This is a genomic window from Methyloversatilis discipulorum, assembly GCF_000527135.1.
GTDB classification, from domain to species: Bacteria; Pseudomonadota; Gammaproteobacteria; order Burkholderiales; family Rhodocyclaceae; genus Methyloversatilis; species Methyloversatilis discipulorum.
On the sequence record NZ_AZUP01000001.1, the window covers coordinates 3,724,207 to 3,743,136 of the forward strand.

Genomic DNA, 18,930 nt, shown 5'->3' on the forward strand with positions numbered 1-18,930 from the left:
AGGTGACGCGCCGTGCGTGACATCGTCGTCACCATCGCCGTATTCGGCATGTTGCCCTTCATCCTGCGTACGCCCTGGATAGGCATCCTGGTGTTCACGTGGCTCAGCCTGATGAACCCGCACCGGCTGGCCTACGGTTTTTCGCTGAGCTTTCCGTTCGCGATGATCGTTGCACTGACCACGCTGGTGGCGCTGCTGTTCTCGAAGGAGATCAAGAAGATCATCTGGACGCGGGAAAGCATCATCCTCGCGCTGTTCGTCATCTGGATGTGCATCACGACGACACAGGCGATCTACCCGGCCGACGCGCAGATCCAGCTGGACAAGGTGTTGAAGATCCAGCTGATGATTTTCGTGGCCCTGATGATCATGCGCAGTTTCGACCGCATCGAGGCCTTGCTCTGGGTGTCGGCGGCGTCGATCGGCTTCTATGGATTCAAGGGCGGCATCTTCACCATCCTGCGCGGCGGCGTGTTCCGCGTGCAGGGACCGCCCGGCACCTTCATCGGCGGCAATAACGAGATCGGTCTCGCGCTGGCGATGACGGTGCCGCTGCTCTACTTCATGCGGTCGCGGGCGGCCAATCCGCTGCTCAAGCTCTTCCTGACCACCTGGGTGGTGCTGACCGCCTTTGCGGCGATCGGCACGCAGTCGCGGGGCGCGATGCTGGGCATGGCATCGATGACGGTGTTCATCTGGCTGAACAGCCGCAAGAAGATACAAACCGCCCTCCTGCTGGCGGTGACCGGCTACGCGATCGCGAACTTCATGCCGCAGTCGTGGTACGACCGCATGAGCACGATCGAGACGCACGAGGAGGACAAGTCCGCACAGGGGCGCGTCAACGCATGGTGGACCAGCTTCAACATGGCGAACGACCGCATCTTCGGCGGCGGTTTCGAGTGCTGGAAGCGACAGGTGTTCGCGATGTACGCGCCCGATCCGACCAATGTGCGCGACGTGCATAGCGTTGTGTTCGAAGTGCTGGGCGAACACGGTTACATCGGGCTAGGTCTGTTCTTCACCCTCGGCCTGTTCACCTGGCTCAGCGCCGGCTGGAGCGCCCGCCGGGCGCGCAAGATGCCGGACATCGCCTGGGTGGCGGACATGATGCGCATGGTCCAGGTCAGTCTCATCGCCTACGCGACGGCCGGCCTCTTCCTCGGCCTGGCCTACTTCGACTACTACTACACGCTCATCGTGGTCGTTGTCGCGACGACCTGGCTGATCAGGCGGCGTCTCGCAGGCCTGCCGGATGACGACTGGGCCCGCGCGCGACCGGCCGGGCTTTTCGCTGGCGGCCGCATTCCGCACCTGTGGCCCTGGAAGGCGAAGCCGGATCCAGCGCGATCCGGCTCGTCCGGGTGACACGGGAAGACACGACATGGATATCAAAGCGGCTTGGCGCGCGCTGCGCCGTCGACTGAACAGACGCGCGATCGGCGAGCTGCAACTGATGAAGCGTTACGAGAAGGTGCATGGTCGTCCTTTCGACCCGGCGCACGTCGAGCGTTTCACCGAAAAGGTGCTGCAGCGCATGCTCGTCGTGAACAGGCGCGGCAATGCACTCTATTCGCGCCTCAGCGACAAGTACGCGGTGCGCGACTATGTGCGCGAGAAGGTTGGTGCGGAACACCTGGTCGATCTGATCTGGTCGGGTACCGACCCGCGGCGCATTCCTTTCGACACGCTGCCGTCGAAATGCGTCATCAAGACGAACAATGGCTCCGGCGGCAATATTCTGATCGACGGTGCCTGTGACCGCGATGACGTGATCGCCCGCCTGACCGAGTGGCTGGGCAAGGACTACTACTGGATCGACCACGAGTATCACTACGCGAAGATCAAGCCGCGCGTCGTGATCGAGGCCTATCTCGACGATGGCCAGGAGAACGGTCCGCTCGACTACAAGCTGTGGTGTTTCGACGGCGTGCCGCAGCTGGTCCAGGTCGACGATTGTCGGCACGGTATCAACGCCTTGTACGATCGGGACTGGACGTTGCTGCCCTTCCGCTACCGTGACAACCAGAAGGACTTCAACATGCCGCGACCGGCCAATCTGGACCGCTTGCTCGAAGTGGGTGCCCGCTTGTCCGAGGGTTTCGATTTCGTCCGTGTCGATCTGTACAACGTGCACGGACAGGTCTATTTCGGCGAGATGACCTTCACACCGCTGGGCGGGCGCATGCGTTTCCGCCCGGACGAATGGGACCTGACCGTCGGGCGCTTCTGGCAACAGGCGCACTGACCAGCGGGCCGGTATCAGCGTTTCAGGTCGCGCGTGTGTTCGACCGTCTGTTGCATCACCGCCGCCCACGAGAAATCCCGATGCGCCCGCGTTTCGGCGCGGGCAGCGCAGGCGGTGCCGAAGCCAGTCGTCGGGTCGAGCAGCCTGAACAGCGCCTCGGTCACCGCGGGCAATGAATTGCCGTCGCAGCGCAGGCCGGTTTCGCCGTCGAGCACGGCCGAGCCGGTGCCGCCGGCCATGCCGGTCAGCGAGGTCCGGCCGCAGGCCGCCGCCTCGATATAGACCATGCCGAAACCTTCAGTGTCGGCGCCGATGTCGCGGTTGGGCATCGCGAACAGATCGCTCGCCGCGTACCACAGGGGCAGGTCTTCGGCACTGACACCGCCGAGCAGGTGGATGCGTTCCGGCATTGCCGATGCGGCACGGATGCCGGCCAGGTATTCGGCGTCCTCGCCCTTGCCGATCACCGCGTGATGCACATCCAGTCCGCGGCGCACCAGTTCCGGCACCGACTGCATCACGTAGTCGAAACCCTTGCGCCGCGACAGCCGGCCGACCGACAGGATGAGCTTGGCGTCGGGCTTCAGGCCGAGCGAGGCGCGCAGCTTCGAGCCATCCAGCCCCGGGCGGAAGCGCTCGGTGTCCACGCCCGGGTTGATGATGACCACGCGTTCCGGCTGCACACCCATGTCGAGCAACAGGCCGCGCGTGAATTCGCTGTTGGCGATCACCAGCTGGGCGCCGCAGTAGGCCTCGCGCATCGCCTTGACCCGGCGCGGCTGACGCCAGGTGGTGATTTCCTCGCCGTGTGCGTAGATGACGACCGGCAGGCGCAGCAATCTGCCTGCACGCACGGCGACCAGACCTTCGGGCAGCACGCGGCCGGCGTGGATCTGCGTGACCGGATGGCGCCAGCCCACGCTGAGCGTCTTCACGAAGAATTCGAGATAGACCGGCAGCGATTCCGGCCGTAGCCATGGATAGCGCTTGAGCCCGAGGCGATGGATGGTGTTCGGGCTGGCACGGTCGTGCTCTTCGGCACCCGGTACGTCGGCGGTCAGGATGTGCGTGCCGGCGCCGCCCATGCGGCGGTACACCTCGTCGAACCACACGGCGGTCCCGCCCTTGGTGGGCTGGAACAGTTCGGTGATGACCAGAAAGCGGGCGTCGGGCGCGTTCATCGCCTCACCCGTCCAGTCGCGCATTCGGATGCGCGGCCAGCCAGTGTTCGAGCATCATCAGCACCCAGATCATCACGCCATAGTAGGAGGCGTGCTCGCTGCGGTGGCGCTCCAGCAGATGTTTGACGAAGGCGGGCTGCACGACGCCGCGCTGCGCCAGCGCGTCCAGTGCGTCGTGTGCCATGCGGCTCAGTTGCGGGTCCTGTTGCATCCACAGGCCGAAGGGCAGGCCGAAGCCGTGCTTCGATTTGGTGATCGTCGCCTGCGGCAGGAAGTCCTTCAGTGCGTCCTTGAAGAACCAGCGCAGCTGACCATCGCGCACCTTGTAGTCGGCCGGCAGCATGGCCGAGAAGTCCATCAGCCGCTCGTCGAGCAGCGGGTAATGCACCTCGATGTCGGCCAGTTCGCACATGCGCGACACCTTGCGCAGGTCGCTGTCGGCCAGCGTCTGCTTCAGGTCCAGATGCATCATGCGATTGACCATCGCGTTTGATCGCGTGCGGCCGTATACCTCGCGCGCGATCGCGCGCGGGTGGTCCGGGTCGATGCCGCGCAGCAGCCGCTCGGGCAGGATGCGCGACGCGCCCTCGCGTTCGACGTGGTTGAACACTTCCATCCGGTCCGGCAGCGGAATGCTCGCGCGCTGCACGTAGTTGCGGCCCTTGCGTAGCACGCCCACCGCCAGCGCGTCAGGCAGGTGACCGAGCACGCCATTCAGTATCGCGCGCAGCGGCGCCGGCACACGGCCGTAGCGCTCGAACACTTCCTGATCGGCATAGCGCGCATTGCCGCCGAAGATCTCGTCGCCGCCGTCGCCGGCCAGCATCAGCGTCCGGCCGTCGGCGCGCGCCATGCGGGCGCAGAAGTAGGTCGGCACCGCCGAAGCGTTGCCGAAGGGCTCGTCGTAGATGGCTGCGATCTTCGGGATCGCCTCGGCAACGTCGGCCGGGGTGACGTAATACTCGTGCGCGGTGCAGCCGAAATGACCGGCCGCGATGCGCGCGAACTCCATCTCGTCGAAGCCGTCGGCGTCGAAGCCGATGGAATAGGTGTCGGGGCCGCGACCAGCGACACGGGCCATCATGCCGGCGACGGTCGAGCTGTCGGTGCCGCCGCTGAGGAAGGCGCCGACGCTGTCACGGGTGGTCGCGTCGCGCACCGACGATTCGAGCAGTTCGCGGAACTGCGCCGCGTAGCGGGCATAGTCGTCGGGCGTATCGTCGGCGTAGGGCATGCTCCAGTAGAAGCCGGTGCGCAGTGCGCCGTCGCGCAGGTGCACGTATTGCGCCGGCAGCAGCTTGAACACGTCGCGGTAGATGGTGGCCGGCGCTGGCACCATGTGGCAGTAGAGGTAGTCGTACAGCGACTGCGGATCGATCGCCGGGCGCACCGCGGGATGCGCGGTCACCGCGTCGGTCGTTGCACCGAACACCAGTGTGCTGCCGCGCAGCGCGTAGCACAGCTCCTGCGCGCCGACGCGATCGATGGCGAGCAGTGCTTCGTGCCGTGCGCCGTCGACCACGGCGAGCGAGAAGCGTCCGCGCAGCGATTCGAGCAATGCCGGGCCGCGCTCGCGCCAGGCCTGCAGCAGCGACTGCGCCATGCCGGTGTGCGCGGCGCGCGCGGCCAGGTCGGCGTCCGCCCACGACGGCTTGCCGGCCAGTGCCAGCAGCAGGTCGCCGTCCTTGCACACTTCCGTATCGCCGGGACGGGCGCGTACCGCCACCGCGGCGCGGCCTCCGAGACGGAACTGCACGCCCGCATCGGACAGGCCGCCAAGGCGCTCGGCCATGCTGCCGATCAGCCCGGTGCGATCGTCGAGCGGTGCATTGGGAGGATTCGGGCCGTCGAGCCAGCCACAGATCTTGCTCATCGTTCTTCCCTTTCAGTGCGGACGTACTCGCCGGTGTCACCTTCGCGGTACGTCTTCATCGGTGTGCTCCAACCAGGCGGTCGTACAGCCTGCTGTATCCCTGCGCGACGCTGTGCAGCGAGAACTGCTCTTCGGCGATGCGCCGGCCGTTCTCGCCCAAGGCGCGACCGGCCGGTGACAGGCCGCTGCAGACGGCCAGTGCCAGCGCCTGCGGATCGTCCGGCGAATAGGTGTAACCGGTGCGGCCGTGCTGCACCAGATCGCGGGTGCCGCTGACATCCGCGGCGACGCAGGGCAGGCCGCTGGCCATCGCTTCCAGCACCACGTTGGGCAGGCCTTCGCGGTGCGAGGGCAGCACCAGCAGGTCGGCCGCGCGCAGATAGCGCTCGACGTCGGCACTGCGCGGCCGCAGCATGAAGCGCTGTGGCGCCTGCCTGCCGAGTGCGTTCAGGCGGGCGATCAGTTCGCCGTTCGGATCTTCGCGACTCTGCGGGCCGACGGCGACCAGCAGGGCGCAGGTGCCGAAGGCGTCCTGCTGCACCCACTGCGTGGCCAGCCACTCGATATTCTTGCGTGCGTCCATCACCCCTGCGTACAGCGCGACCGGCACGTCGGCCGGCAGACCGAGTTCGGTGCGCAGCGCCTGCCGGTCGGCCGCGTCCGCCGGATGAAAGAGCGCCGTATCGACGCCATTCGGCAGATAGTGGATGCGTTCGGCAGGCAGGCCGCAGTCATTGAATTCGCGCACCAGATCGCGGCTGATCGCGACGCAGGCGTCGACCTGCCGCAGCAGCGCACGGTGCAGCCGGCCGCTCAGCGTGCGGCCGATGTCGTGCAGGTCGTCGTTGGCCAGGCTGGCCTTGACGATGGACTTCAGACCGGCGGCGCGTGCCAGCGGACCGACGATGGCATTCGTGTAATAGGCGCCGTGGCTGTGCAGCACGTCGAACTCGTGGCGGCGTCGCCACACATAGGCACACAGATTGGCCCACAGCCGCAGTTCGCGATGCTTCACGCCGCGCCCGGCATACAGACGGGTGACCGGAAAGCCATCCACCGTGTCGTGCTCAGGCAGATCGCGCCAGCGCACCGTCACGAATTCGACATGATGGCCGAGTCTCCGCAACTGCCGCGCCAGCATCAGCGCCTGCTGCGCAGCGCCGCTGAACTCGGGCGGAAAATAGGTCGAGTACATGAGCACGCGCAGCGGCCGCGCCGCGGCCAGACTGGCGGGCGTGAGGTCCTGCTGGGACGGTGTGCTCGATGCGCTGTGCAGGCTCATGCGGGCCGGAGGCGGTCGGGTGCGTAATGGGCGCCTACTGTAGCCGAGCCTGCGCCCCAGCGACGAGGGAAGATGCCGCACTGCCGGATGTTCGGCCGGTCAGCTGTCGTGCCGCGCCCGCCACGCCGCGAGGTTGATCAGCCCCCATACGCGGTGTGCCGCGTTCGTGTCGCCGGCGATGAAGCGATCGCGCCAGCGGATCACCTCGGCCGGATCGAGGCCGGTTCGTTCGATGGCGGCAGCGTCGCCCAGATGGCGCTGCACCAGGCGATGGTCGTGGCCGCGCAGCAGCGCGACGAGGTCGATATTGAAGCCGCGTTTCGGTGTATCCCAGATGGCTTCCGGCACGTGCCGCGCCAGCAGGTCGCGCAGCAGGCGCTTTTCGCGTCCGGCCTGCCAACTCCACGCCTCCGGCATCGCCTGCAGCAGGCGGCTGACGTCGGCGGCGCCGAACGGGTGCTCGACACGCAGTCCGGTCGCCAGCGCGGCCTGACGGATGCGGTCGTCCGGCTGCGCCTCGCCCTGCAGCACCGACAGGCGCTGCAGATGCGAACTGCCGGCCAACGCCGCGTGTTCGCGGTAGAAGCGGGTGGCCGAAAGGTCGGCCGCGCGACCGGTCAGGCGGGCGATGTCGGTGGCGGTGAAGCCGTTCCAGCGGATGAACAGGTCCTGCGCCACGTCGAAGCGGAACATCCGCGCGTAGCCGCCGAGCAGCGGCAGTGCCTGCAAGGTGCCGGCGATGACGCGGCGCAGCGGCGCCGGGACGCGGGCCACGTGGTCGTGGGCGATGCGCCGCCAGCGCGCCGGCATCAGTCCGGCCAACGCTTCGGCGCCGGTGCCGTCGAGCGCGCGGTCGGACTGCTGCACGCACGCTTCGTACAGCAGCCGCGTCGGCATGCCGGCCGGGTCGCAGTAGGGCTGTTCGGCATGCGCGTGCGCCCGCTCGAACACGGCTTCCAGCGCGTCGAGGTCGGGGCGCAGCACATGGTGGCGCAGGCCGAGGTGGGCGGCGATGCGCGCCGCGGTGGCGGATTCATCCAGTGCCGCGTCGTCGAAGCCGACCGACCACGCTTCGATCGTGTGACCGCCGTGCCGGGCCAGTGCGCACAGCAGGGCCGAATCGACGCCGCCGCTGAGGAAGGCGGCTGGTGCGCGTGCGCCGTCCAGGCGGCGCGCGATGGCGGCCAGCAGGCGGTCATGGATTTCGTCGCAGGCGGCGCCGTAGTCCGTCGGCAAGGGCGGCGCTGCCGCATGCGGCAGCGCGCGCACGCCACTGCTGTCGAACACCAGCGCGGCGCCGGCTTCGAGCGCGTAGACGCCGTCATGAATCGTGTTCGGTGCAGCGATGTCGAGAAAGCGCAAGAATTCGTCGAGTCCGCGCGGCGAGGTGCCGGGCCGGGTCGGCAGCTGCGCGAGCAGTGCGTCGAGACCGGTGGCGAAGTGCAGGCAGCCCTGTGCGTCGCGATGCCAGAACAGCGACACCGAGCCGGCCGGGTCGCGCGCCAGCAGCAGGCGGCGTTGTGCGCCGTCGCAGGCGGCCAGCGCGTAGCGGCCGTCGGCGTCCGGCGCGACGCCGTCACGCAGCGGGTCGTTCAGCGTTTCGCCGCGGAACAGCTCGCCGGCGAGATGCAGATCGCCCGCTGCCGCAGGCGGTCGGGACCATTCCGGCGACAGCGTCAGTTGGCCGCTGCGCGGATCGAAATGTCCATGCGCCGTCGCGTTCATGTCGATATCGCCCTGAGCCACTGGCGCAGCGCGCTCAGCGGGTGACCGGCAGACAGCGATTGCCGCGCCAGCGAGCGCAGTTCGCGCCGGCGCAGCGCATCGACGCGCGCCGCGAGGTGCTGCGCCTGGGGCCATTGCGCGAGGCGGTCAAGCACGTCGATGTAGGCGCGCTGCATGGCCGTGGTGTCGCGCGACAGATTGCTGTCATGACGGCGGCGCAGCAGCGCCAGGCCCGGATGCCACAGCAGCGGGAAACGCGCTGCGCAGCGCAGCCACAGGTCGAGATCCTCGACCAGCGCGAGCGAGGTGTCGAAACCGCCGAGCGCTTCGAAGGCGCTGCGACGCATCACGACGCCGCCGGTGGTGACGAAGTCGGCGTCGAGCAGCTTGTCCAGCGGATCGACGACGCGATTGGCGTCGCCGAAGAAGTCCGCACCCAGGCCGCCCTGCTCGAACAGCGTTCGTGCGTGCGGCCGAGTCGTGCCGTCGCCAGCGTCGTCGAACTGGCGGCAGTCGCCGAATACCAGCGCTGCATCGGGCGTCGCCTCCAGCAGCGCGAGCCGCGCCGGCAGGCTGTCGGCCGGCCACAGGTCGTCGGCGTCGAGGAAGGCGATGAATTCGCCGCGGCCCGCGGCGACGCCGGCATTGCGCGCGGCGGCGGGTCCGGGCGCCGGGCTGTCGATGACGCGCGCGCCGGCGGCCTGCGCAATGGCGGCGGTGTCGTCGCTGCAGTGGTTGGCGACGACGATGATGTCAGGGGCGAAAGACAGCGGCTGAGCCTGCACGCTCGCGATCGCGTCGGCGATCCAGCGGGCCGCGTTGTGCGCCGGGATGACGACGCTCAGCATCGCTGCGTCAGACCGGGCGGCCGGTCAGCATGGCCAGCGCCAATGACAGGATGAGGCGGCCGCGCGCCAGCGGCGCCAGCGCGAAAGCCTGTGCGAGATCGCGCAGCGCGGCCGCGCGTTCACCGTCGCGGTAGCGCCACTTGGCGTAGTCGGCCAGCACGCTGGCGCGGCAACTGCGCCAGAAGGCGGATTGTTGCGCCAGCGGCAACAGCGGCCGGTTCTTGTCCAGACAGTCGAGTGCGCCGCGGCGCATCGCCTCGCGGTTACGGCTGACGCTGCCCGGATTGCGCGTCACCACGACCTGAAGATCGGGCAGACAGGCGTAGCGGCCGGCGGCGGCGAGGCGCACCCACTGGTCGGTATCCTCGGCGCCGCGCAGGCTCGCATCGAAACCGCCAGCGCGCTCGAGCAGGGCGCGCCGGACCATCACCGACGACGCGCCGCCGGCGACTGCAGAATGACCGCCAAGTATGCGCGCCACCAGATTGTCGGCTTCCGGCGGACAGCCCCATTCGCCGACCTTGACGCCCTCCGGCGACTGCAGTTCGGTGGCGTGCGAGCAGAAGCCGAGGTCGGGTTCGGCGTCGAGCAGCGCGACCTGTTGCGCGAGCTTGTGCGGACGCCACCAGTCGTCGCTGTCGAGAAAGGCGATGTAGTCCCCGCGGGCGGCGGCGATGCCGGTATTGCGCGCGGCCGACATGCCGGCGTTCGGCTGGCGGATGACGCGCAGCGCGTCGCCGCGGCGGGTGAGCAGGGTGGGTGTTTCATCGGTGCTGCCGTCGTCGACGACGATCAGTTCGTAGTCGGTAAAGGTCTGCGCCTGTACCGAATCGATCGCGCGGTCTATGCACCAGGCGCAGTTGTACGCCGGCATGACGATGCTGACGCGCGGCGTGCTCATGCGTCGGTGTCGTAACCGAGGCGCGTCTGCATCGGCGCGATGCGGTCGAGGATGCGCTCGATCAGCTCCGGGTTCTGCTGCTTCCACTTCGCCTTCGCCGGCTTGCCCTTGACGATGCTGGTCGGGCGCTGGTCCAGCGTGCGGCAGCGCTGTTCGATGTCCGGCGTGAACTCGAGGTCGAGCCGCGCATAGACGTCGCGGAACATGTCGACCGGCCGCTCGAACAGGTCCTCGTAGCGCAGGTGTATCCAGCGGTTGGCCGGCAGCGCTGCGGCGGCGTCGAGCGCGAGCTGGTTGGCGCTGATCCACTGGAAGGCGCACACCTCCTCGATCGGCGCGCGGTTGTAGGCCTGCCAGCCGGGCGCGAGGAAGAAGGCCCAGTCGGTGTACTCGCCGCCGTTGATCGCCACCGGCTCCGGGAAGTCGCCGAGGAACTGCGACAGGTGGAAGTCGCCGTCGGTGCGGCCGAGGCGCCAGCCGTCGATCATCGAACTGATGTTGTCGCGGCCGTCGCGCTGAATGAACACGAACTTCGCTTCCGGGAACAGCGCGTGCAGGTAGCCGATGCGCATCACGTTGATGCAGGTCTTGTCGAGCACGCGGCCGCCGCCGAGCCGGCGGTAGAAGAAGCGCAGCGCGGCGTCGCGATGTTCCGGCTTCGCGTGTTCGGCGCCAGCGGCTTCCGAATGCCAGCCGTTGTTGAGCGGGCCGTACAGCTCGTTCCAGAACTGCGGGATTTCGAATCCGAGGTTCACCAGCTGTGTCGACGCACCGATGGTTTCGAAGGTGACCGTGGTGCCGGAGCGCGAACAGCCGACCAGGAAGACCGGCGGCTGCGGCGTCGGGCGGGTCAGGTCCCACCACAGGCCGCGTGCGTCGCGCTGCAGTTCGACGAGGTTCTTGGCGACAATGTCCGGATCGCGCAGCTTGACCAGTTTGTTCAGCATCGGGGTCCGTTCAGCGATTCTTCAGTGCGCCGTGCAGCTCGCCCAGCGAGGCCGCGAGGCGCACGAGGTAGTGACGGCGACGATCGGCCGACAGCGAGGTCGCGACCGCGCCGAAATAGCCCAGCGCCTTGCGCAGCATGTAGGCGGCCGGCCGGATGCCCTCGACGTGGGCGACCGAGGACGAGCGGATGAAGGCCTTGCGCACGACGTAGCCGGTGCGCAGCCGCGCGCCGTCGACATAGTGATACTGGATCATGTCGGGTACGTACACGAGCCGTGCGCCCATCGCGAGCCCGCGGGTCACCCAGTCGAAGTCCTCGGCGCCACCGAGGTCGTGCCCCTGCGGGCCCAGTTCGGTCGAGAAGCGGCCGATGCGGGTCGCCCATTCCGTTCGCACCGCCAGATTGCCGCCGCCGGGCACGGCCTTGCCAACCGGCACTTCCATGCCGTCATCGCCGAGATCGAAGCGCGGCACCGGCAGCGGATAGACGCGGTAGGGCCCGGTATCGCGTGCCCATGCCGGCTCGCTGCCGTCCCAGTCGGGCAGGATGCGGCCGCACAGCAGGGCGGCTTCCGGGTGACCGTCGAAGGCCGCGCACACCGCCTCGATATAGCCCGCATCGACGCGATGGTCGTCGTCGACGAAGGTGACGCAGTCGCTGTCGATGCGTGACAGCGCACGGTTCAGCGCATGCGATTTGCCGGGCGTCGGTTCGTGGTCGGCGAGCAGTGGCAGGCCGTGCTGGCGCGTTTCCAGCCAGTCCAGTGTGTCGTCGCTGCAGGCGTTTGCCATGACCATGATGCGCACCGACCAGCCCGCTGGCCGGCGTGCTGCGTCGAGCGAAGCCAGCGCCTTCGCCAAAAGCGCGCGGCGGTTATGCGTGCAGATCAGTATGGTCAGTGACGGCATTGCGCAGCGCGAAGCCTCAGGCGGCGCTGCCTTGCGGCGCGCCGCTGCGGCCGCGCCGGCGGTAGCCGCGCAGCATGCCGAAGGTGTGCGCCGCATTCATGCCCTGGCGCAACGCGCCGGGTTGAGCGGTCACCCACATGCGCAGCCAGCGTGCCGTGTGCGACAGCAGCTGCCGCAGCAGGAAGGGCGGTACCCCGAACAGTTCCTTCGAGGCGCGTTCCATCCGGTGTTCGCCGAAGCGCAGGCCGCCGCGGTAATGCAGGCGCAGGAAGTAGCTGCGTTTCAGGCGCCAGGTCTCGACGAAATGGTCGACCACCATGTCCGGCCGATAGCGCAGCTTGAGCTTGCGTTCAAGCAGGGCGCGGAACATGACCGCGTCGGATCCGCCACCTATCACGTTGCCGACGCGGTCGAAGCGCTTGTCGAAGCGCAGGGTCGGATCCTCGCGGAAGATGCGCATGTCGTAGGCGACGTTCGCGGTCCATACCGGCGTCGTGTCGTCCTTGATCCAGAATGCATCCGGGCCGTGATTCACTTCGGCGAGGAAACCGAGCAGATTGTTCTCCAGCCAGCGCGGGCGCTGGCCCGGCGCGAAGCTCACCTCGACCCGGCCGCCGGCGCACTGGGCGCCTTCTTCGCGTATCGCATGCCGCGCCGCCTCGACCAGACCTGGATGCGGCAGTTCGTCGTCATCCATGTAGATGAGGATGTCGCTGTCCATCGCTTCGGCCAGCCCGCGATTGCGTGCCGGGACGATACCCTGGGTCGATTCGGTCACGTAGCGCAGCGGTACGCCCGGCTGGGCTGCCAGACGCTCGAGCACGGCCAGCGTGTCGTCACTGCTGTTGTTGTTGATGACCAGGATTTCGAAGGGCTCGGCACACTGCTGCGCGCGCATCGCGGCGACCAGTGCCTCGAGCCGGTCCGAGCGGTTGTAGGTACAGAAGGCAAAACTGATCATGACGACTTGCTCCGGGTGTCTGCCGCATTCGGGCGGCGCCGGGTATTCAGCAACAGGCGGTGCAGCGGCAGCGGCAGCAGGGCGGGCAGCATGTAGAGCCAGTCCTTCGCGCCACCGTAGCCGCTCTTCATGACGGCGCGGAACAGCGGACGCGCGGTCAGCAGGTCGCCCTTCCAGTAGCTGGTGTAGGCGCGGTGCAGCAGTTCGCCGTCGGTGATGTCCCGCACCTTCTGCGGGCCCAGGCGGGCGGCAATGTCAGGATTCCCGGCGAGAAACTTGCGCTGCGCGCGCAGGTGGTTGAAAGCAATGCGCGAGCGGTTCTTGGTGATCTGCTCGCCATCGTGGAAGTGATAGAAGGCCAGCACCTCGGGGACACGCACCAGTGGCAGCACGCTACCCAGCCGCAGCCACAGGTCGTAATCCATGCACGAACTGAGCGCGGTGTCGAAGGCGCCGTGGCGGCGTATCGCCGCCATGCCGAGCATGGCGCCGTGGATGGGCCAGCGGCAGCCGCCGAGCAGCGCTTCGACCTTGTCCGGTGTTTCGTAGTCGGGCGGTACGAAGGGCTGGCTGCCCTCGCGGCCGACGCCGATGTTCTGCCAGCCGCAGTAGGCGAGTGCTTCGTCTTCGCGGCCGGCCAGCGCGGCCGACATGCGTTCGAGGAATTCCGGATGCCAGGTGTCGTCCGAGTCGAGAAAGGCCAGCAGGCGACCGCGTGCCTGCTCCAGACCGGTATTGCGCGCGGCGGCGGCACCGGCGTTCGTCTGCTGCAGCGGCACGATGCGCGGGTCAGCGGCGGCCAGCGCCTGCATGACCTGCCAGGAGTCGTCGCGCGAGCCGTCGTCGACGATGATCAGTTCCCAGTCGCCACGCGTCTGGGCCTGCACGCTCGCCACGCTCTGCGCGAGGTGACCGGCGCCGTTGTAGCACGGCATGACGATGGAGATGGCAGGCGTCACGCTGCGCTGCTCCGCGGGGCTGGAGGCGGCAGGGGGGCGGACGGGGCGAAGGACGGTCGGACGGCGGCGGTCACGGTGCGTGGGCGGATGCGCGAAGCTCTTTGGCGTCCCGGAATGCTAGCAGCGCTTGCCGGTAGGCGCGCTGGTATACGTCACGGCCCGCGCCGGTGACCTCGACGCCCCAGGCGGGCGTCCCGTCCGACATCAGTTGTGTGGCCATGTCGCGGTTCACCGCCACCGCGTAGTGCGAGCCGTCGTAGGTGTTGTCGGTGCGCGCCGTCTGTTCGCCGGGCAGCGAAAAGTCGATCAGGCGCGGGAAGTGCCGGGCGGTCGCGTACAGCGCGTCCAGATAGCCGTCCAGCAGGCCGTGGCGCTCCATTTCGTCGATGCGCCAGGCGCTGACCGGCGGCACGTAGGCAAGCACACGCGCGTCCGGAAAGCGGCTCGCCAGTTCGCCGTACAGGCGCGCGTTGGCGCTGTCGAACGGAATCGACTGGCGGCGCCGGGCGTCGTTGCGCTGCAGGCCTTCCGCGCTGCGAAAGCGCGCCGGGTCGAAGGCCGGGGCGTCGGCGCGGATGACACAGTCGAAATTGCGGTCGTAATAGCGCGGCGTGCCGGGCTGGGTCAGCGCCTGCCAGGACAGCGCGAGGCTGCCGGCCGACAGGTAGTCGGCCAGCACGCCGGGCGGCGCGCGCAGTTCGCGGACGAAATCCGGAATCGACGGCGGGTCGCGCCCGTCGCGCAGGAAATTGAAGCCATCGACACCGACCACGACGAGCTTCGGCCGCATGCCGAGGTGGCGCAGGTAGTCGGCGTAGGCGACGAATTCCTCGATCTGTCCGCTGGCGAAGGACAGGTTGAAGCAGCGGTGCGGCGAGAAGGCGTCACCCGGCATCAGCGTGCCGCGCGAGCTGCCGAAGATCACGCAGTCGTAATCGGCCAACCGGCGCTGCAGCAGGTTGATCTTGGACAGGCGCTCGTTGAAGTGCGGATTGACGCCGCTGAAGCGGTTGCCGCCAAAATGCCACAGCGGATCGACCGCCGCATTGATGGCGAAGGCGAGGGCGCAGACCGCCGCCGCGCTGAGTGCCGTCAGGGCCATGTAGCGGCGGAAGGAAATGACCGGTCGGCTCATGCGCGTCAGAACTGGAAGTACAGAAACTCGCTGACGCGATTCAGATGCAGCAGCGCGAAGCCGAAGGCACAGCCGGCGCCGATCGCGGTCAGCCGGGTTGGTCGCCAGGCCAGCCGCGACGCCTGTGCCCGTTCGAGCGCGGGCTCGAAGCGCGCCATGATCTGCTGCGAATTCGGTGCCAGCCAGACGATGGCGAGCAGGCCAGCGATCCAGAACGGTGCGTGACCGGACGGATCGAAGGCGGTGACCGGTACGCCCTGTGTCGCGTTCAGGCCGAGGGCGTTCAGCGCGGCGGTCAGCTGCCAGGCCAGCGGCCAGTTCGCCGGTACCTGCAAGGCAGCGTCGCCGCGCATCGCGTCGATCAGCCGCCAGGCGGTGTCGAAGTCGCTGGCGCGGAAGAACACCCAGGCCAGCACCACGGCGACGAAGGTGAGCGCCGCGCCGGCTAAACGCTCGGCGCTGCCGGCCGGGCGAGCAAGGATGCGCGCACGCAGCGTGCGCCAGCCGTGGTTCATGCACAGATAGGCCCCGTGCAGCGCACCCCAGACGACGAAGGTCCAGCCGGCGCCATGCCACAGACCGCCCAGCACCATGGTGAGCAGCAGGTTGATGTAGCGGCGCAGCGGGCCGCGCCGGTTGCCGCCCAGTGCGAAGTACAGGTAATCGCGCAGGAAGCGCGACAAGGTCATGTGCCAGCGCCGCCAGAACTCGATCATGTTGGCTGCCTTGTAGGGCGAATCGAAGTTCAGCGGCAGGCGCACGCCGAACATGCGCGACAGGCCGATCGCCATGTCCGAGTAGCCGGAAAAGTCGAAGTAGAGCTGCAGCGTGTAGGCGAGCGCACCGCACCAGGCTTCGATGACGCCCGGCTGCACGCCATTGCCGGCGGCCGAGAAAACCGGTGCCACGTACACCGCCACGCCGTCGGCCAGCACCACCTTCTTGAACAGCCCGATGACGAACATCGTGCCGCCGACGGCGATGTTTTCCCAGCTGAAGCGGTAGGTCGCCGCGGCGGCGAACTGCGGCATCATTTCCTTGTGATGCAGCACCGGCCCGGCGATCAGGTGAGGAAACCAGGTCACGAACAGGCCGTAATGCACCGGGTTGCGTTCCTTCACCTCGCCGCGGAAGGCGTCGACCAGGAAGGCGATCTGGGTGAAGGTGAAGAAGGAGACGCCCAGTGGCAGCACGATGTGTTCGAGCTGCCAGCCGAAGTCGCCGACCGCATTCGCGCTGTTCACGACGAAGTTCGCGTACTTGAACCAGCCCAGCAGCGCCAGGTCGGCGGCGATGCCCAGCCAAAGCAGACGCTTTGCGCGTGCCGTCGCGCCGGCCGCATGCGCCGAAGAGATGGCCGAACCGACAGTGAAATTGAAGGCGATCGAGGCGAGCAGCAGCAGGACGTGTATCGGTTCCCACCAGCCGTAGAAGGCGAGCGAGGCGATGAACAGCCAGCCGGCGGCGATTGCGCGGCCGACGCGTGCCAGCAGGAAGAAGCCGGCAAAGGTGAGCGGCAGGAAGCCGAGCAGGAATTCCCACGAGTTGAACAGCATCCCGGCTCAGCCTCTTCCGAGCAGAAGCCGGCGCAGTGTCGCCGACCAGCCCACGTCGTTGGTGCCGGCCGCCAGCTTGCGCATGAAGCTGCCGCTGTTGTCCGAGTTGTAAACCGTCAGGCGGCGCAGGCTGAACGGATCTCCATCGCGCAGCGCCCAGCCGGTGCGCGTGGTGCAGGCGCCGGCGTAACCCGCGTCGCGTACGGCCGCGGCACAGCGTGCGTCCCAGGCGCCGTAGGGGTAGGCGAAGCTGTGCACCGGCGTACCGGTGATGTCTTCCAGCGCTGCGCGCGAATCGCGCAGCTCGCTGACCAATGCGCCGTCGTCGAGTGCGGGCAGGCGCAGGTGGTTCACCGTGTGCGAGCCGATCTCGATGCCCGATTCCGCGAGGGCACGCAATTGCGGGCGGTCGAGCAGCGTCAGCGGCGGCCGGTTCTTCGAGCTCCAGCGGGGCGCTTCGCCGATCGAGCCGGTCACGACGAAGCAGGTGGCACGCATCTGTCGTTCGCGCAGCAGGTCGAAGGCGGCCAGATTGTCGGCGTAGCCGTCGTCGAAGGTGATCACCGCCACCCGGCCCTGCCAGCGCGATGGCTCGGCCAGCAGTTCGCCCATGCTGGGCGTGGCCCAGCCACCGGCCTGCAGGATGTCCATCTGCGCACGGAACTGCTGCATCGAAATCGCCCATGGCCAGTCCGGGCGCGCGGTGCCGGCAGCCACCGAGTGGTACATCAGCATCACCGGGCCGTGCCCGCCGGCCCGGCGCAGCAGCAGGCGCGAGACCGGATCGCTCATTTGCGCGGCTCCGAACGCAGGAAGGGAATCTTCGCCTTCCACTTCTGCTGCTCGCCGGCAAGCGCTCCGATCGGCAGGAAGAGAAAGCACAAGCCGTAGACGGCTGCACTGCAGCCGCCGACGACGATCAGGTGCAGCAGTTCCGGCAGGTTCCGCGCGTAGTGCTCGAGCGGCAGTGCGACGGCGACCATCACTGCGGCCAGCAGCAGCGCCGGCGTCAGCGCGCCGAACAGTTCGCGCCAGCGGGTGCCGAGGCAGCGCGACGCCAGCCAGTACATATGCGCGGCGTTATAGACGGCGACCAGGATCAGCGCTGCCGCGACGCCGTTCAGTCCGTACTCGAGGCCGGCCAGTGTCGCGCCGCCGGTCAGCAGCAGCAGTGCGATCTGCACCTTCAGTTCGCGATGAAGCCAGTTGCGCGCGGCCAGTACCGCCCCGCACAGATTGGCGATCATCAGGAAGGGGCTGGCGATGGCCAGCAGCGACAGCGGCCCGGCGGCTTCGATCCAGCGCGCGCCGTACAGCACGTTCATCATCGGTGCCGACAGCAGATGCAGCAGCACATAGAACGGCGCCGCGTACACGGCGACCAGCCGGATGCTGTGCAGGAACATGTGACGCGACTTCGCGTCGTCGTGCTGCTCCCGCGCCAGCGCGCGGAACAGCACCTGATAGACCGAGCCGACGATGAACATATTGGGCATGCGCACCAGGCTGTCGGACTTGTTGAACAGACCGACCGCGCTCATGCCCAGCGTGCGGCCGAGCACGAAGTTCGACGCCTGGTTGCGCAGGTAGACCACGATGTCATTCACCGACACCAGAAAACCGTAGCGCGCCAGCTCCCGGCCGCGTGCGAACTCGAAGCTCAGACCCGGCCGCCAGCGCGCGATCAGCGACAGCGCCAGCGCGTTGGTGAAGGAGCCAGCGAGCCCGCCGAGCACCAGACTCCACACACTCCAGCCGGCAAAGGCCAGCCCGATGCTGGTACCGCTGGCCACGAACAGCGTGAGGACGCGGGCGACCGTCTGTGCCTTGAAGCGCATCTCCCGGTGCAGGATGCTGTTCGGCAGATTGACCAGCGGGCGCGTGATGAAGGTGAGGGCCGACACGCGCAGCAGCTGTTCGTACAAGGGCGTGTCGTACCAGCGGGCGAACCAGGGCGCGGCGCAGAAGAACACCGCGTAGATGGCGATGCCGATCAGCAGCTGCAGCGTGAACACCACGTCGTAGTCGTGTTTCGTCGCGTCCTTGGCGCGCACCAGCGCCTGACCCATGCCGCCGCCGGACACGAAGCCGGCCAGGCCGGTAAACACCTGTATCGTCACCAGCATGCCGAATTCGGCCGGCGCGAGCAGGCGCGCCAGTACGATGCCGAAGGCGAAGGTGAGTATCTGGATGCTGGTGTTGCCCAGGAAGAGCCAACCGACGCTGTGTCTGAAGCTGTGACTGGCGGCCATGCGGGCGAATGAAGGGGCTGGTTCCGGAAGATCCGCCTCGGCGGCGGGAGTGAGCGCGAAAGTATCGCATCAGACGGGGCCGATACCTTGCACACCCTGTCACGCCGTGGCGCAGGCCAGTGTTGCCGGTCTGAAGCCAAGCGTTAGCTGCG

The 18,930-nt window shown here is 67.9% G+C and carries 16 protein-coding genes; 2 read left to right on the top strand and 14 right to left on the bottom strand.

The genetic code is table 11. From position 1 onward, the window contains the following. The first annotated feature begins 12 nt into the window (after positions 1-12). Both METFAM1_RS0117430 and METFAM1_RS0117435 read left to right on the top strand, forming a co-directional pair. The gene (locus METFAM1_RS0117430) at positions 13-1,368 is read left to right on the top strand and encodes a putative O-glycosylation ligase, exosortase A system-associated (protein WP_019916744.1); all 1,356 of its coding nucleotides are present in this window, start codon (positions 13-15) and stop codon (positions 1,366-1,368) included. Positions 1,369-1,384: 16 nt separating this feature from the next. Then, positions 1,385-2,248, top strand: a complete 864-nt coding sequence (locus METFAM1_RS0117435; protein WP_019916745.1) for an ATP-grasp fold amidoligase family protein — start codon at positions 1,385-1,387, stop codon at positions 2,246-2,248. A gap of 14 nt (positions 2,249-2,262) precedes the next feature. Here the strand turns inward: METFAM1_RS0117435 and METFAM1_RS0117440 are convergent, their stop codons facing one another. The 14 genes from METFAM1_RS0117440 to METFAM1_RS0117505 form a co-directional block, all read right to left on the bottom strand. Continuing rightward, on the bottom strand, positions 2,263-3,453 hold the full coding sequence (locus tag METFAM1_RS0117440; RefSeq protein ID WP_019916746.1) for a glycosyltransferase family 4 protein: 1,191 nt from the start codon (positions 3,451-3,453) through the stop codon (positions 2,263-2,265). Next, positions 3,434-5,302: an asparagine synthetase B family protein gene (locus METFAM1_RS0117445; protein WP_019916748.1), complete on the bottom strand. Its 1,869-nt coding sequence runs from the start codon at positions 5,300-5,302 to the stop codon at positions 3,434-3,436. The genes METFAM1_RS0117440 and METFAM1_RS0117445 overlap by 20 nt, the downstream gene beginning before the upstream one ends. Positions 5,303-5,357: 55 nt before the next feature. Further along, positions 5,358-6,584 carry a glycosyltransferase family 4 protein gene (locus METFAM1_RS0117450; RefSeq protein WP_019916751.1) on the bottom strand — a complete coding sequence of 409 codons (1,227 nt, stop codon included), beginning with the start codon at positions 6,582-6,584 and terminating at the stop codon, positions 5,358-5,360. Between the two features lie 99 nt (positions 6,585-6,683). Next, positions 6,684-8,309, bottom strand: coding sequence for an asparagine synthetase B family protein (locus METFAM1_RS0117455; RefSeq protein WP_019916754.1), 1,626 nt, complete (start codon positions 8,307-8,309; stop codon positions 6,684-6,686). Then, on the bottom strand, positions 8,306-9,157 hold the full coding sequence (locus METFAM1_RS0117460; protein ID WP_019916755.1) for a glycosyltransferase family 2 protein: 852 nt from the start codon (positions 9,155-9,157) through the stop codon (positions 8,306-8,308). Before METFAM1_RS0117460 ends, METFAM1_RS0117455 begins: the two co-directional genes overlap by 4 nt. A 7-nt stretch (positions 9,158-9,164) precedes the next feature. Then, positions 9,165-10,058, bottom strand: a complete 894-nt coding sequence (locus tag METFAM1_RS0117465) for a glycosyltransferase family 2 protein (RefSeq protein WP_019916756.1) — start codon at positions 10,056-10,058, stop codon at positions 9,165-9,167. Next, entirely contained in the window at positions 10,055-11,005 is a 951-nt protein-coding gene (locus METFAM1_RS0117470; protein WP_019916757.1) for a sulfotransferase family protein, read from the bottom strand. Before METFAM1_RS0117470 ends, METFAM1_RS0117465 begins: the two co-directional genes overlap by 4 nt. Positions 11,006-11,015: 10 nt before the next feature. Continuing rightward, a complete protein-coding gene (locus METFAM1_RS0117475) occupies positions 11,016-11,915 on the bottom strand; it encodes a glycosyltransferase family 2 protein (protein WP_019916760.1) in 900 nt (299 codons plus the stop codon). Between the two features lie 16 nt (positions 11,916-11,931). Continuing rightward, positions 11,932-12,876: a glycosyltransferase family 2 protein gene (locus METFAM1_RS0117480; RefSeq protein WP_019916762.1), complete on the bottom strand. Its 945-nt coding sequence runs from the start codon at positions 12,874-12,876 to the stop codon at positions 11,932-11,934. Continuing rightward, a complete protein-coding gene (locus METFAM1_RS0117485; RefSeq protein ID WP_024300807.1) occupies positions 12,873-13,835 on the bottom strand; it encodes a glycosyltransferase family 2 protein in 963 nt (320 codons plus the stop codon). Before METFAM1_RS0117485 ends, METFAM1_RS0117480 begins: the two co-directional genes overlap by 4 nt. A 70-nt stretch (positions 13,836-13,905) precedes the next feature. Further along, positions 13,906-14,970 (bottom strand): hypothetical protein, encoded by a 1,065-nt coding sequence (locus tag METFAM1_RS0117490; RefSeq protein ID WP_019916764.1) that lies wholly within the window; start codon positions 14,968-14,970, stop codon positions 13,906-13,908. Between the two features lie 5 nt (positions 14,971-14,975). Further along, positions 14,976-16,526 (bottom strand): MBOAT family O-acyltransferase, encoded by a 1,551-nt coding sequence (locus METFAM1_RS0117495; protein ID WP_019916765.1) that lies wholly within the window; start codon positions 16,524-16,526, stop codon positions 14,976-14,978. A 6-nt stretch (positions 16,527-16,532) separates the two neighbouring features. After that, entirely contained in the window at positions 16,533-17,318 is a 786-nt protein-coding gene (locus tag METFAM1_RS0117500; RefSeq protein ID WP_019916766.1) for a polysaccharide deacetylase family protein, read from the bottom strand. Next, positions 17,315-18,778, bottom strand: a complete 1,464-nt coding sequence (locus METFAM1_RS0117505; RefSeq protein WP_019916767.1) for a lipopolysaccharide biosynthesis protein — start codon at positions 18,776-18,778, stop codon at positions 17,315-17,317. The genes METFAM1_RS0117500 and METFAM1_RS0117505 overlap by 4 nt, the downstream gene beginning before the upstream one ends. Between the last annotated feature and the right edge of the window lie 152 nt (positions 18,779-18,930).